Below are 14,193 nucleotides of genomic sequence, written 5' to 3' on the forward strand. Positions count from 1 at the left end.
GTCAGTCCGCGGCGGCTGCGGTCTCGGCGCCCTCGGCCGGGATCACTTCCAGCGCTGCGAGATTCAGGGGCCGCGCCAGCTGAGTGGGAGCGGCGCGCCCGCGCAGCTCGACGATCTCGCCGACTTCCCAGCACAGCGCCTCGGCGTCGACCGCGCCGCTGACCGCGACCGCCGAAGCCAGCACGTGGCCGTCCTCCAGCTTGGCCAGCTCGGTCAGCCGGGCGGCCTCGTTGACCGGGTCGCCGATCACGGTGTACTCGAAACGGGCCCGGGCGCCGATGTGGCCGGCGATGGCCCGCCCGGCCGACACCCCGATGCCGAACTCTTCGGAACCGAGCACCGGAAGCAGGCCGTCATGCAGTTCGCGGGCCGCCGCCAAGGCCGCGCTTGAGGCGTCCGGGTGCTCGATGGGCGCACCGAAGATGGCCAGCGCCGCGTCACCCTGGAATTTGTTGACGAAACCGCCGTGGCGTCCGACGGCCTCGACCACGACCCGGAAGAACTCGTTGAGCAGGTTGACGACCTCGCTGGGCGGCCGTGTCGCGGCCAGTTGGGTGGAACCCACCAAGTCGATGAAGAGCACCGCCACGTCGCGCTCCTGGCCGCCCAGCTCGGTGCCGCGCTCCAGTGCACGCCGGGCTACGTCCTCGCCGACGTAGCGGCCGAACAGGTCGCGCAACCGCTGCCGCTCGGCCAGGTCACGCACCATGTCGTTGAACCCGGCCTGAAGCAGGCCGAGCTCACTGGCGTCGTAGATCTGCATGTGCGCGTTGTAGTTACCGCGCTGCACCTCGCCCAACGCCCAGCGCAACTGGCGCAGCGGGTCGGCGATCGACATCGACACCAGCACGGTGCCGGCCAGCCCGATGACCAGTGCGGCCAGCGCCATCAGCAGGATCGGGGTGAACAGCTTGTCCGGTGAGGCGTTGAGCAACGACGCCTTGCCGGCCAGCACCGACAGCACGATCGCCAGCACCGGCACCCCGGTCGACAGCAGCCAGGTCAGCAGCTGGCGCAGGATCACTCCGGGCGCCCGCAGCTTCTCGGGGGTGCCGTCGCGCAGGGCCGCAACGGCGACCGGCCGCAGCACGCGCTCGGACTGCAGGTAGCCGATGATCGCGGTGGCGGCGGCACCCAGGGCGGTGGCGGTGACCACGACCGGCACCACGTCGTGCACCACCTGCCAGCTGATGACGACGAACACCACCCCGCCGACCGTCCAGTAACAGATGCTGATCAGGGAGCGGTAGAACGGCATCCGCAGCGCCCGGGACCGGGCCAGCTCGGTATCGGCGGGATCGGAGTCGCCGTTGGTCTCGAGATCGGCGAGCAGCGCCTCCCGGCGCTGCCAGCGGAACACCGGCATCAGCAAGGCGGTGCTGATCGAGAACCCGAGGCCGAACAGGCACAGCAGCACGATCGCGAAGAGCGCCAGGTTCAGCCGCGGCAGGTCCTGCAGGTTGATCCGGTCTTCCTCGGGCAGGCCGAAGCGCAGGAAACCGAACACGAACAGCGAACCGATGATGTCGGCCTGCAGCATGCTCAGTGTGAAAACCGGCCAGGGTGTGCGCACGACCCAGCGGACGAATCGGTTGATCCGCCCGACCAGGGTCGTGGTGCTCACCAGCACACCGTATCGGGCCAGCCGACAAAGCCCGAGTCCGAATGTCCGGTCAAGCCACTACTGTGACCGATGATGTCCGGGGTTTTCGCGCGTTTGGTGGGCCAGCAGTCGGTCGAAGCCGACCTGCTGGCTGCCGCGCGGGCATCGCGACGTGATTCAGCACACAGTGGCACGACCGCCGGCGGTATGACCCACGCCTGGCTGATCACCGGCCCGCCCGGTTCGGGCCGGTCGATCGCGGCGGTGTGTTTCGCCGCGGCGCTGCAGTGCACCGCCGACGAATCCGACGGCGGGCCCGGCTGCGGACAGTGCCGGGCCTGCACCACGACGATGGCCGGCACCCACGCCGACGTGCGGCGGGTGGTGCCGGAGGGACTGTCCATCGGCGTCGACGAGATGCGGGCGATCGTGCAGGCCGCCTCCCGCCGGCCCGGCACCGGCCGCTGGCAGATCGTGGTGGTCGAGGACGCCGACCGGCTCACCGAGGGCGCGGGCAACGCCCTGCTGAAGGTCGTCGAGGAGCCGCCGCCCTCGACGGTGTTCCTGCTGTGCGCCCCCTCGATCGACCCCGAGGACATCGCGATCACGCTGCGGTCCCGGTGCCGCCACGTGGCGTTGGTGACGCCGCCGCCGGCGGCCATCGCCCAGGTGCTGATCGAGGCCGACGGGCTCGACCGCGAGACGGCGGACTGGGCGGCCGCGGTCAGCGGCGGCCACGTGGGACGGGCCCGGCGGCTGGCCACCGATTCCGAGGCCCGCCAGCGCCGCCAGCGCGCGCTGTCACTGGCGCGCGACGCGGCGACCCCGTCGCGGGCGTTCACCGCGGTCGACGAGTTGGTGGCCGCGGCGGAGTCCGAGGCCCGGGATCTGACCGCCGAACGCGCCGAGGTCGAAACCGAGGAACTGCGCACCGCGCTGGGGGCCGGCGGCACCGGCAAGGGCACCGCCGGAACACTGCGCGGCACCGCCGGGGTGATCAAGGACCTGGAGCGCCGGCAGAAGTCCCGTCAGACCCGGGCCTCACGCGATGCGCTGGACCGGGCCCTGATCGATCTGGCCACCTACTTCCGCGACGCCCTGCTGGCCGCCACGGCCTCGGCCGGCGTCGCCCGGCCCAACCACCCGGACATGACCGATGCGGTCGCGGCGATCGCTGCCCACGCGTCGCCGGATCGGCTGTTGCGCTGCATCGAGGCGGTGCTCGAATGCCGCGACGCCCTGGCGGCCAACGTCAAGCCCCGCTTTGCCGTGGGAGCCATGGTGGCCACCGTGGGGCAGGCGCTGCGAGACGACCTGTAGACTGACCCGGCCCGGTTTAGGCGGGGCGCGCCACCTTAGCTCAGTCGGTAGAGCAATTCACTCGTAATGAATAGGTCAGGAGTTCGATTCTCCTAGGTGGCTCCATTCTTCTTCCAGTTCCGGCCGTCGTCAGCCGGCCAATCGATCCCGCAGCACATCGACTCCGTCCCCGTGGAGATGCTGAAGCGCCCACGGGCGGCCCGCGAGTACCGAGGCCAGGTGTGCGGCGTTCCCGGCGACGGTGGGCCCGTCGCCGTGCCTCCAGTCCAGGTCTTCGGCCCGCAGTGACAGTCCCCGGGCCCACGCCCGTGAAGGGATGAACGGATTCGGTAGGTGCACCTGGGTGTCGAGCACCGCGGCCAGTTGCACCGGCCCGACGGTGGAGTCCAGTCCCAGCGCGAACCGGATGTCCAACTCGTGGATCACGTGATCGCCCAGCAGCAGCCTTCTGGGGAAGATCCTGCCCAAGCCGCGCGGGGCTGACATCCCGATGGCAAAGTCCTCGAGCAGCTCCGCCGGTGACCGACGTTGGGCAAGTCGTTGCGCAAGAACCGCATTGGACCAGTCGAACGAGCCGCCACGGCGCAACATCGACACCGCCATTTGGGTGCCCGAGGCGCGATAGCCCAGTGCCAGATGCGCCAACACATCGTGGTTCCTCCAGTGCGTACACAGACTCGGCTGCGCCCACTGTGCCGGTGTCCATTCCCCGGCTGCCGCGAGAAACCGGATGTCGTTCTGGTAGAGCAACTTACGCGATTGCATGGAAGCACCCCCGCAAGAATTCGGTCTGATCGAGCAGAATTCTGTCCAGCAGGGGCGGGTGGTAGACCTCGAAGTGATCACTGTCGTAGTGGCGGGCCTGTCCGCGCGGGGCGCGCTCTGCCACGGTGACGGCGTGACGCGGGTCCATCAGGTTGTCACGCTCGCAGACGCACACCAGCAACGGTGCCGCAATCTCACGGGCCGACCGCAGGGCACTGCTGAACGCGATACCGAGTACATCCGAGGTGCCGACCCGGTTGTCGAATGACCCGCCTGGCGACACGACGCCGTTCCAGCCCTGCAAGGACCCGGCGACGGTCACCGCGGCCGTGCTCCCCGGCGGACCCACGATGGGCACGTAATACGGTGTGGCATCGACCAGTCGCCGGGCCGCATCCGCGAGCATCGCCGGCCCGAGTCGCAGCGCTGCCCCGAGTCCGAGCCGACGCAATGTTGCCGGTCCGTCGACGATGGGGCATTGCACCACGACCGCGGCCAGATCGGCCCGCCCGACCGCGACCTTGAGCACGTGCATCGCGCCCAGGCTGGTGCCCCACAATGCGATCCGGGCGGAGTCCAATTCGGTACGGCTCCGCGCGAAGTCGATCGCCGCGCGGATGTCCTGACGGTGGCGGCTCAGGCTGAGACGCTGCCGAGGTAGCCCGCCGGATTCACCGGTGTGGCGGTAGTCGAACGCGAGCGTCGCGATACCGGCCCCGGCGAAGTGCTGCTCGTACTGACCGAGGGACATCGTGTGATTGGCGCCGAACCCGTGCGCGAGTACTACCACCGGGTGTAGGCCGGGCCCGTCGGGCAGTGTGAGCCAGGCCGCGCAGTGAGTTCCTTCCGAGTCGAATCCGATGCTGACAGTGGTGCACGACATGTCGCCTCCTTTTATACGTACGCTGTACGTGTTGTATATTGCGTACACCGTACGTGTCAAGAGGGGAGGTGGCGATGCGAGCCCGATTCACGCTGGCTCAAGTTCAGGCGGCCGCGCTGCGCATCGTCGACGGCGAAGGCTTGTCCGGCCTGAGCATGCGGTCGCTGGCGACAGCGTTGGGCACCGGCCCGATGACGCTCTACAACTACGTGCCCAACCGTGAAGGCCTAGAGGACCTGGTTGCCGAGGCGGTCATCGCCGGCGTCGAGATTCCGGTGGCGAGCGACGATTGGGTCGACGATGTGCGGTCAATCGCCACGGCGCTGTGGCGGGCAGTTCGCAGTCACCCCAACGCGATACCGCTGGTCCTCACCCGCCGCACGATGTCGCCGTCGAGTTATTCCGCGGCTGACTGTCTGATCGAGGCGCTGAGTCGTGGCGGGTTGTCCGAGGATCGGTTGCTTGTCGCATTTCGGGCGGTGCTGAGCCTGGTGATGGGCAGTGCGCAGGTCGAGCTGGCCGGTCCGGCAGCCGGCGGCGATCGCGATCAACGGCAGCGCGAGGTCGCCGGGCGGATCGGTGAGCTGGCCGGCGACGAGCATAGCCACATCGCCGCGCTGAGCAGAGTCAGTCAACGCACGACGGCGACCGCCGACTTCGCCGGCGCCTTGGAGCTCCTGCTGGCCGGAATCCAAACGCGCGCCTGAGCCATTATTGATAATGATTGTCAATAAGGGTCAAATCGCGCTACGCTGAGACCGCGCAACGCGGCCCTGGTCCACACGGCTGTAGACGTGCGGACACCACGACGCGAAGTGAGCGATTTCCTTGTACGCCAATCCCAAACCCGCAGTGTCGTCACTGTTTCGCTACGTCGAGACCCTGCACGCCGATCGAGCATGGGGTGCCATGTTGGATTCCGGCGCTGGAGTGAAGTCCCTGCAGTGGATCCAGGCGCTGTCGACCGACCGATGGACGGCGATCACCGCGGCGCCCGGCATGGCCGACGCGGTACGTGCGGCACTCGGCGACGGAATCCGGTCACAAGACCGGCTGTTGGTCGGCAACTGGATCGATGACGGCCTGCTCGCCGGCGAAACCTTCGACACCGTGCTGGTCGACTATCTCGTCGGCGCGATCGAGGGCTTTGCCCCGTACTGGCAGGATCAGGTGTTCGCCCGATTGCGTCCCCTGGTCGCCGACAATGGCCGGCTCTATGTCATCGGGCTGGAACCCTACGTTCAGTACAAGCCCAAGACCGAAAGCGGCCGCATCATTTGGGAAATCGGCCGGGTCCGCGACGCGTGCCTGTTGCTGGCCGGCGAGCGGCCCTACCGTGAGTACCCCCTCGAATGGATGCTGCGCCAGCTCGAACGGGCCGGGTTCCGGGTCGTGGAGAGCCGACGTTTTCCGATCCGATACGGGTCCCGTCATGTCAACGGCCAGCTTGATATGTGCCGCAGGCGACTTGAACGCTTCAATTCCTCTGCAGTCGGCAGCTCGATGCTCCAGTATGTCGAAGAGCTACGGCTTCGAGCGCTGATCGTCCTCGCGCGCGACGGTGGCCTGCGGCACGGTCACGACTACGTGATCGCCGCGGAACCGCTGCCCTGAACGTGGCTTTAGATGTACATCGCCGGGTCGATGTAACTGGTCGGGTCCACCAGCGGCTCCCGCTGTTTCTCGGTGCGATGGCGCACCGCAGCCGGGATTCCGGTGGCGATGCAATCCTCCGGGACATCCTGGGTGACAACGGCATTGGCGCCGATCGCACTGCCGTCTCCGACGGTGATAGGACCGAGGACCTTCGCGCCGGCGCCCACGGTGACACCGTTACCGATGGTCGGGTGGCGCTTGCCGTGACTCAGCGAACGTCCGCCGAGGGTGACGCCGTGGTAGACCATGACGTCATCGCCGATCTCGGTGGTCTCGCCGATCACCACGCCCATGCCGTGGTCGATGAAGAACCGCCGCCCGATGGTCGCGCCCGGGTGGATCTCGATGCCGGTGGCGAATCGGGTGGCCTGAGCCAGCAGGCGGGCTACCCCGCGCAGTGCCGGCCTGGCCCACAGCCGGTGCGCGATTCGATACGACCAGATCGCGTGCAGACCCGAATAGACCAGCGCGTTCTCGAAGTCCCCGCGCGCGGCCGGGTCATGCTCGCGCGCGTTGCGCAGGTCCTCGCGCAGCCGCGCCATCACACCACTCATCGGTGTGATCATTCCCGAATGTGTTCGAACAGCGGCGTGGAGATGTAGCGCTCGCCGAAGTCGGGGACCACCACCACGATCAGCTTCCCGGCGTTCTCGGGGCGTTTGGCCAGCTCGAGGGCGGCCCACACGTTGGCACCGGCCGAGATTCCGCCGAGGATCCCCTCCTCGGTGCCCAGCGCGCGAGCCACCCGGATGGCGTCGTCGAACTGCGCGTCGATGATCTCGTCGTAACAGTCGCGGTCGAGCACCTCGGGGACGAAGTTCGCGCCCAGGCCCTGGATCTTGTGCGGACCGGGGTCGGCGCCGTGCAGGATCGCGGAGTCCTTGGGTTCCACGCCGACGATCTGGACCTCGGGCTTGTGGGCCCGCAGGGTGTGCGAGACGCCGGTCAGCGTGCCACCGGTACCGATGCCGGCGACGAAGATGTCGACCGCGCCGTCGGTGTCCTTCCAGATCTCTTCGCCGGTCGTCCGTTCGTGGATGGCCGGGTTGGCCGGGTTGGCGAATTGGTCTGCGGACAGGGCGTTATGGGTGTCGGCGACGATCTGCTTGGCCTTGGCCACCGCACCGGCCATGCCCTCCGAGCCGGGAGTCAGCACGATCTCGGCGCCGTAGGCGCGCAGCATCACCCGGCGCTCGGTGGACATGGTGTCCGGCATGGTCAGGATCACCTTGTAGCCGCGGGCGGCGCCGACCATCGCCAGGGCGATGCCGGTGTTGCCGCTGGTGGCCTCGACGATGGTGCCCCCGGGGCGTAGCTGGCCGGATTGCTCGGCGGCGTCGATGATCGCGACGCCGATGCGGTCCTTGACGCTGTTGGCGGGGTTGTAGAACTCCAGTTTGGCCGCCACCTGGGCGCCCAGGCCCTCCGTCAGCCGGTTGAGTCGCACAAGCGGGGTATGACCGATCAACTCGGTGACGTTGTCGTAGATCCTGCCCATCAAATGCCCTTTCCTGCCAAGGCCGCCATAGGTGCTAGGCGCTCCCTTCGGCGATACGCCGTACGGCCTTGATGAAGACGTCGATCTCTTCGAAAGTGTTGTAGAACGCGAACGACGGTCGCACGGTGGCCTCCAGGCCGTAGCGGCGCAGGATCGGCTGCGCGCAGTGGTGACCGGCGCGCACCGCGATGCCTTCGGAGTTGAGCGCCTTGCCCACTTCCACCGGGTCGTGGCCGGCCAGCACGAACGACAACACGCTGGCCTTCTCGTCGGCGGTACCGACGAGCCGCACCCCGGGGATGTCGGCCAGGCGTGGGGTGGCGTACTCCAGCAGGGCGTGCTCGTAGGCGGCGATGCGTTCGATGCCCACCCGCTCCACATAACGCAGGGCTTCGCCCAGGCCGACCGCGTCGGCGATGTTTCCAGTGCCCGCCTCGAATTTGTTGGGCGGTTCTTGATAGATAGAGCGTTCCAGGGTGACGTCGGCGATCATGTTGCCTCCACCCTGCCACGGCGGCGTCTCGGCCAGCGCCTCGGCGGTGCCGTAGAGCGCTCCGATACCGGTGGGACCGAAGATCTTGTGTCCGGAGAACGCGAAGAAGTCCGCGCCCAGTGATTGCACATCGATGGGAATGTGCGGGATCGACTGCGCCCCGTCGATCAGCACCCGCGCGCCGTAGCGGTGTCCGAGTTCGACGATGTCGTGCACCGGGGTGACGGTGCCCAGCGCGTTGGAGACATGCGTGGCGGCAACCAGTTTGGTCCGCGGGCCCAGCAGGTCCTCGAATTCGCCCAGCAGCAGGTTGCCTGCGTCGTCCACCGGGGCTACCTTCAGAATCGCCCCGGTCTGCTTCGAGATCAATTGCCACGGAACGATATTCGCGTGGTGCTCCAGATGGGTGATGACGATCTCATCGCCGGGGCCCAGATTCTTGCCGCCCCAGGCATAGGCAACCAGGTTGATCGCCTCGGTGGTGCCGCGCACGAAGACGATGTCCTCGCTGCGCGCTGCCCCCAGGGACCGCCGCACGGTGTCGCGGGCGTCCTCGTAGGCGTCGGTGGCGCGGGCCGCGAGTTCGTGTGCGGCCCGGTGGATGTTGGAGTTCTCGTGGGCGTAGAAGTACGACAGCCGGTCGATCACCGCCTGCGGCTTCTGTGTGGTGGCGGCGTTGTCGAACCAGATCAACGGCTTGCCGTTGACCGTCTCGCGCAGAATCGGGAAGTCGGCCCGCACCGCGTTGACGTCGAAGACCTCATGCGAGTCCGGCACCGTCGGAGCCGGTTCGGCGGCCGGCACGGAGGGGGACAAGAAGGCGTAGTTCGCCTCGTCGCCGCCCGCAGCCGGCGCGGGCGTGTCGTGCCAGTTCAGCTGGGGAATCGCGGGGGCGCCCCCGGGCCAGCCGGGGGCCGATCCGCGCGGCGCGACCGGGACAGCCCCGGCCGGGAAGCCGGCCAGCACCCCGGGCACGGTCGGCACGATGCCGCTCGGCACCGCGAACGCCGACAGGTCGGCCAACCCGGGCGGCAGCAGCCCGGACGGGTCGGGCACACCGCCCCGCGGTGCCACCGCGGTGGTCTGCGGCGGTGAGTCCGGGCCGGGCCGGGCGGCATACAGCTGATTGGCCAGTACCTCCAGCTCAGCGGCGCTGACCGGTGGGTTTACCGGCCCGCGATCACTTGTACTCATGGAAACGGTCCACCGAGACGTCGTCGAGCACAGCGAGTGCATCGTCGGTGAGCACGGCCAGCGAGTTGTACAGCGTGACCAGGTAGGAGGCGATCGCCGACCGGTTGATTCCGGTGAACCGGACCGACAGGCCCGGGGCCTGCTCGCCGACCAGGCCGGGCTGGAACAACCCGACGACGCCCTGGCGCTCCTCGCCGGTGCGCACCAGCAGGATCTTGGTCTTGGAGTCCTCCACCGGCACCTTGTCGCTGGGCACGATCGGAATGCCGCGCCAGGTGATGAACTGGGCGCCGAACAGGTTCACCACCACCGGTGGCACTCCGCGGCGGGTGGCTTCGCGGCCGAAGGCGGCCACACCGAGCGGGTGGGTCAGGAAGAACCCGGGGGTCTTCCACACCTTGGTGATCAGCGAGTCCAGGTCGTCGGGGGTGGGCGGGCCGGTCAGGGTGGAGATGGTCTGCTCCGGGGTGACCTGGGCCAGGAGGCCGTACTCCGGGTTGTTGACCAGCTCGAACTCCTGGCGTTCCTTGATGGTCTCGATCGTCAGGCGCAGCTGCTGAGCGACCTGGTCGTGCGGGCTGGAGTACAGGTCGGAGACCCGGGTGTGCACATCAAGCAGCGTGGAGATCGAGCGCAGGGTGTACTCGCGCGGGCTGGTCTCGTAATCCACGAATGTCTGCGGCAGCGGTTCGGTCGAACCGGCGCCCTGCTCGGCAGCGATGGCGACCTGGCCGGGGTTGACCACCCGGTTGACCCGGTAAATACCGGCTTCGACCGGGACCCAGTTCAACAGGTGCAGCAACCAGCGCGGCGTGATGGTGGCCAGTTGCGGGACAGTCTTGGTCGCATTGGCGAGTTGCCGTGCGGCGAGGTCCCCGAGCGCCTGAGATTCGTTCTGAGCGGACGTCATTGCTTTCCTCCTGATGAGTGACGGCGCCAATCATGGACCATGGTCCGGGTTTGCCCACCAGTTGCGCTCAGGGCGAATTGAATCCCTCGCAGTTCGCGCCGCTGCGGTACATGTCGTAGGGTATGTGTATGTCGAACATCACGCTGCCACAGCCGCACGCTTTGTGCCGCCTCGCCGCGTGTTGTTGTTGTTGATTCTCTGACGCCCTGATTCCTTAGCGTCGCAGCCCGCCCTTTTTCTCGGCGAGATGCTGCCGTGCGCGCTTCAGACCAGAAAGTCGACTCGGCATGACCGTTTCAACCTCCCTATTTCCCGTTCTCGACACCGAACCGACGGTGACCGTCCGCCGCAGGGTGCAACCCCGCCCGGCCGTCGATATCGATCGAATGACCCGCTATCACGGCGGCACGTATTCGCACACCGTCGACCGGATCGTGTTTACCGACGGGACGAGCGCGCGCACCGATCTGATTCGGCTGAACCCCGGCATCGCGGCCTATTCGCTGGACTTTCACGGAATCGCCCCGACCCGCCCGTCGGCCTACCGGATCGATACCTGGTCGGCGGTTCCGAATCTGCGCTCCGGGGACCGGGACCCCCGCGAAGTTCAGGTCGATTGGATCCTGCGCAACTCGGTTCCGCGGCTGACCACCGTCGAGTTGAGTCGACGGCTGCGGGAGGCCGGCCACCGGCTGGGCCGCGGCAACATCACCGAGCACGAGGCGATAGCCGGCACCCAGGCCGCGATCTGGCGGCTGACCAACGGCTTGAAGCTGGACACCCGTGCCCGCACCGAGCCGGTGCGGGTGTTGCGCGACGCCGACGGGGTGACCGTCGAGTTCGAAGAGGCCCTCGAGTTGGGCGGCTACACCCTGGAACTGGTCGCCTCGGAGCCGGTGACGGTGACCCTGCACAAGTCCGACGACGGCCGTAGCTGGCGAGAGGTGCCCTCGTCGCGGCTGGCCGCCCCGGCCGCCGGCGCTCATCGCAAGGCGCTCGGCGTGGGTGCCACCGTCGGGGGCCACCGGTTCTACCGCCTGTCGGTGGCCGGGCCCGGGACGTCGGCCACCCTCGGCGACGTCGACTTCTGGCTCAACGGCACCAGCACCTATCGCAACGCCGACCGCATCGTGGCCCTCTACCGGTATCTGCTGGCCGGGGCGGCCCGGGCGCGCACCACCGCACCCGGACTGAACGTCTCCTCTGCCACCCTGTCCGACGGTCTGGTGGGGCCGCTGCGCCTGTCCGTCGCCGACTCTGCCGCCCTGAGCGCCGAGGGTGCGGTGCTGCTGGACGCCGACGGCAACGAGTTGACCGGCCCGGTGGAGCCGGGCAGCGTTTTCTACCTGCGCCCGCGCCCGGGTGCGGTGTCGGCGCGGGTACGCGTCACGGTGCCCGGTACCGACGACGGCTACGGCGGCCGGGTCCTCACTGGCATTGCCGGAGAACAGGACTCGCAGATGTTCACCCCGGTGGCGCTGGCGGTTCCGGCCGCGCTGGTCGTCGACTTCGACCTGACCTGGTCCCAACGGGCCTTGCCGCACCGGTCGCGACGGCCGCGGTCAGCGGCCCGATCCGCCTAGCGGCGGATCCACCAGCGGCAGTCGCACCCGAAACACCGTCCAGCCGTCGGTCGACTCCACACCCACCGAGCCACGGTGGGCGTCGACGATCGAGGAGACGATCGCCAGACCCAGCCCGGTGCTGCCCAATTCGCCGGAGCGGGCCTTGTCCGCCCGGACGAACCGCTCGAAAAGGTGCGGTACCAGGTCGGGGTCGATACCGGGCCCGTCGTTGGCCACCGTCAACTCCGCGGCAGGCCCACCGACTCCGCCGTGGTCCGCGGTGATGGCCGTCGTTACCGTCACCCCGGGTGGTGTGTGCACCCAGGCGTTCTTCAACAGGTTGGTGACGACTTGGTGCAGCCGCGCGCGATCGCCGCGAACCCACACCGGGGTCTCGGGCAGGTCGTTGATCCAGTGGTGGTTCGGTGCGGCGGCGGCCGCGTCGTTGACCGCGTCGAGCACCAGATCGGCCAGGTCGACATCTTCGAGCTGCAGGTCCTGGCCTTCGCCGAGCCGTGACAGCAACAACAGCTCCTCCACCAGCGAGGCCATCCGCTGCGCCTCGGACTCGATGCGGGCCAGGGCGTACTCGGTGGTCGGCGGCAGGGCCGCGCTGTCCTGCCGAGTCAGTTCGGCGTAGCCCTGGATCGCCGCGAGCGGCGTCCGCAGTTCGTGGCTGGCGTCGGTGATGAACTGCCGCATGCGCCGGTCGGCATCACTGCGATAGGCCAGGGCGCTGTCGACGTTGTCCAGCAAGCGATTCAGGGCGCCGGCGACGATTCCCACCTCGTTGTTCGGGTCGACGTCGCCGGAGGCCACCCTGATGGTGATGCGCTCGTCACCCTCGGCCAGTGGCATCGCCGCAACCGAGGCGGCAGTCGCCGCGACCCGGCGCAGCGGCCGCAACGCGTAGCTGACCACCGTGATGGTCAACCCTGCGGTGACCAACAGTGCCAAGGTGTAAAGCGCTGAGGCAGCGACCATTCGGCGATCGACGGTACGGTTTGCCAGGTGCATCGATCCGCCGATGAACAATAGGTCGTCGTCGACCGCGCGGGTGCTCACCCGATAGGAGCCCAGACTGCCCAGCTCCACCGTCTGCGGCGGACCACTCGTCCAGTGCCGCTCGGCAATCGTGGCCACCACGTCGGCGGGCGCCGGATACGGATCGCGCTTGGTGAACACCACCGCCCCGATCACCACGCCGTCGCGTAGCACCGCGAGTACGTTGCCCGGGGTCTGATCGCTGAAACCGAGCATGGCCGCACCGATGTTCGACTGGCCGTCGGGTCTCACCACGTTGTCCACGTGGCGATAGTCGGCGAAATAGTGGCCGAAGGCGTTGAGCGACTCGTAGAGATCGGCGTCGATCGTGGCGGTGACATAGGTGCGCAGGCTCAACACCGACACCGCACCCACCGCCACGAACACCACCGTGACGACCGCCGACACCCCCAACACCAACTGACGGCGTAAGCCACGCGGACGCCAGCGGGGTGGGCTCGGAGCGGCGGTCATTCCGGCGGCTTGCACATGTACCCCACACCGCGCACGGTGTGGATCATCGGCGCCCGGTCGGCGTCGACCTTCTTACGCAGGTAGGAGATGTAGAGGTCGACGATGCTGGTGCGGCCGGCGAAGTCGTAGTTCCAGACCCGGTCCAAGATCTCCGCACGACCCAACGCCCGCCCCTGGTTGCGCATCAGGAAACGCAGCAGTTCGAACTCGGTCGTGGTCAACGCCACCGCGGTGCCGCCGCGGGTGACCTGCCGGCTTGCGCCGTCCAACGTCAGATCGCCGACGGTGAGGACCTCGTTCACCGGTGGTGTGAGCTGGCTGGACCGGCGCAGCAACCCCCGCAGGCGGGCCACCAACTCCTCCAGGCTGAACGGCTTGGTCATGTAATCGTCTGCGCCCGAGGTCAGTCCGGTCACCCGGTCGGTCACCGAGTCGCGGGCGGTGAGAAACAGTGTCGGCGTGTAGGGGTCGGATTCGCGAACCCGCTGCAGAATCTGCAGCCCGTCGATATCGGGCAGCATGATGTCCAGAACCAGCAGATCGGGAGCACCGCCGTGGAACTTGGCGACGGCATCGCGTCCGTTATGGGCGACGTCGACCACCCAGCCCTCGTAATGCAGGGCCATCGTCACCAGGTTGGTCAGGGCCGGCTCGTCGTCAACCAGCAGTACCCGAATCGGTGATCCGTCGTGTCGATAGATCCGCGGAAGCTGCCCGAGGATCGCCTTGCGCGGAGGCTGACCGTCCGTGTTACCCGCCATCGGTCGCCATTTTCCACCGATTCGGGG

12 protein-coding genes, 1 tRNA gene and 1 pseudogene are annotated in these 14,193 nt (G+C 68.1%); 5 read left to right on the plus strand and 9 right to left on the minus strand.

The window, feature by feature from the left end; genetic code table 11:
• Position 1: 1 nt before the first annotated feature.
• A complete protein-coding gene (locus tag ACJH5R_RS18550; RefSeq protein WP_406756924.1) occupies positions 2-1,645 on the minus strand; it encodes an adenylate/guanylate cyclase domain-containing protein in 1,644 nt (547 codons plus the stop codon).
• A gap of 51 nt (positions 1,646-1,696) precedes the next feature.
• On the opposite strand from ACJH5R_RS18550, the gene ACJH5R_RS18555 reads away from it, so the two are divergent.
• A complete protein-coding gene (locus tag ACJH5R_RS18555) occupies positions 1,697-2,923 on the plus strand; it encodes a DNA polymerase III subunit delta' (protein ID WP_406756873.1) in 1,227 nt (408 codons plus the stop codon).
• Positions 2,924-2,952: 29 nt separating this feature from the next.
• Positions 2,953-3,028, plus strand: a tRNA-Thr gene (locus ACJH5R_RS18560).
• A 24-nt stretch (positions 3,029-3,052) separates the two neighbouring features.
• Here the strand turns inward: ACJH5R_RS18560 and ACJH5R_RS18565 are convergent.
• Both ACJH5R_RS18565 and ACJH5R_RS18570 read right to left on the minus strand, forming a co-directional pair.
• On the minus strand, positions 3,053-3,688 hold the full coding sequence (locus tag ACJH5R_RS18565; RefSeq protein ID WP_406782548.1) for a maleylpyruvate isomerase family mycothiol-dependent enzyme: 636 nt from the start codon (positions 3,686-3,688) through the stop codon (positions 3,053-3,055).
• Positions 3,675-4,571, minus strand: coding sequence for an alpha/beta hydrolase (locus ACJH5R_RS18570; protein ID WP_406782549.1), 897 nt, complete (start codon positions 4,569-4,571; stop codon positions 3,675-3,677). Before ACJH5R_RS18570 ends, ACJH5R_RS18565 begins: the two co-directional genes overlap by 14 nt.
• A gap of 74 nt (positions 4,572-4,645) precedes the next feature.
• Here ACJH5R_RS18570 and ACJH5R_RS18575 point away from each other — a divergent pair, with 74 nt between their 5' ends.
• A complete protein-coding gene (locus tag ACJH5R_RS18575; protein WP_406782550.1) occupies positions 4,646-5,278 on the plus strand; it encodes a TetR/AcrR family transcriptional regulator in 633 nt (210 codons plus the stop codon).
• Between the two features lie 136 nt (positions 5,279-5,414).
• Positions 5,415-6,185, plus strand: a pseudogene (locus tag ACJH5R_RS18580) (class I SAM-dependent methyltransferase); the annotation flags it as partial.
• An 8-nt stretch (positions 6,186-6,193) separates the two neighbouring features.
• Here the strand turns inward: ACJH5R_RS18580 and epsC are convergent.
• Genes epsC through ACJH5R_RS18600 form a run of 4 tightly spaced genes read right to left on the minus strand, consistent with a single transcriptional unit; the run spans position 6,194 to position 10,322 of the window.
• Complete coding sequence (gene epsC, locus ACJH5R_RS18585) at positions 6,194-6,781, minus strand: serine O-acetyltransferase EpsC (protein ID WP_406782551.1); 588 nt, start codon at positions 6,779-6,781, stop codon at positions 6,194-6,196.
• Positions 6,782-6,789: 8 nt separating this feature from the next.
• Positions 6,790-7,725, minus strand: coding sequence for a cysteine synthase A (gene cysK / locus ACJH5R_RS18590; protein WP_406782552.1), 936 nt, complete (start codon positions 7,723-7,725; stop codon positions 6,790-6,792).
• A 34-nt stretch (positions 7,726-7,759) separates the two neighbouring features.
• Positions 7,760-9,412, minus strand: a complete 1,653-nt coding sequence (locus tag ACJH5R_RS18595; protein ID WP_406782553.1) for a family 2A encapsulin nanocompartment cargo protein cysteine desulfurase — start codon at positions 9,410-9,412, stop codon at positions 7,760-7,762.
• Positions 9,399-10,322 carry a family 2A encapsulin nanocompartment shell protein gene (locus ACJH5R_RS18600; protein WP_220694953.1) on the minus strand — a complete coding sequence of 308 codons (924 nt, stop codon included), beginning with the start codon at positions 10,320-10,322 and terminating at the stop codon, positions 9,399-9,401. Before ACJH5R_RS18600 ends, ACJH5R_RS18595 begins: the two co-directional genes overlap by 14 nt.
• A gap of 287 nt (positions 10,323-10,609) precedes the next feature.
• Here ACJH5R_RS18600 and ACJH5R_RS18605 point away from each other — a divergent pair, with 287 nt between their 5' ends.
• Entirely contained in the window at positions 10,610-11,905 is a 1,296-nt protein-coding gene (locus ACJH5R_RS18605; protein ID WP_406782554.1) for a TQXA domain-containing protein, read from the plus strand.
• Here the strand turns inward: ACJH5R_RS18605 and ACJH5R_RS18610 are convergent.
• Complete coding sequence (locus ACJH5R_RS18610) at positions 11,885-13,405, minus strand: sensor histidine kinase (protein WP_406782555.1); 1,521 nt, start codon at positions 13,403-13,405, stop codon at positions 11,885-11,887. The genes ACJH5R_RS18605 and ACJH5R_RS18610 overlap by 21 nt on opposite strands.
• Positions 13,402-14,166: a response regulator transcription factor gene (locus tag ACJH5R_RS18615; protein WP_406782556.1), complete on the minus strand. Its 765-nt coding sequence runs from the start codon at positions 14,164-14,166 to the stop codon at positions 13,402-13,404. Before ACJH5R_RS18615 ends, ACJH5R_RS18610 begins: the two co-directional genes overlap by 4 nt.
• Positions 14,167-14,193: the final 27 nt, after the last annotated feature.

The sequence above is a fragment of the Mycobacterium sp. SMC-19 genome (assembly GCF_045310815.1).
Lineage (GTDB): Bacteria > Actinomycetota > Actinomycetes > Mycobacteriales > Mycobacteriaceae > Mycobacterium.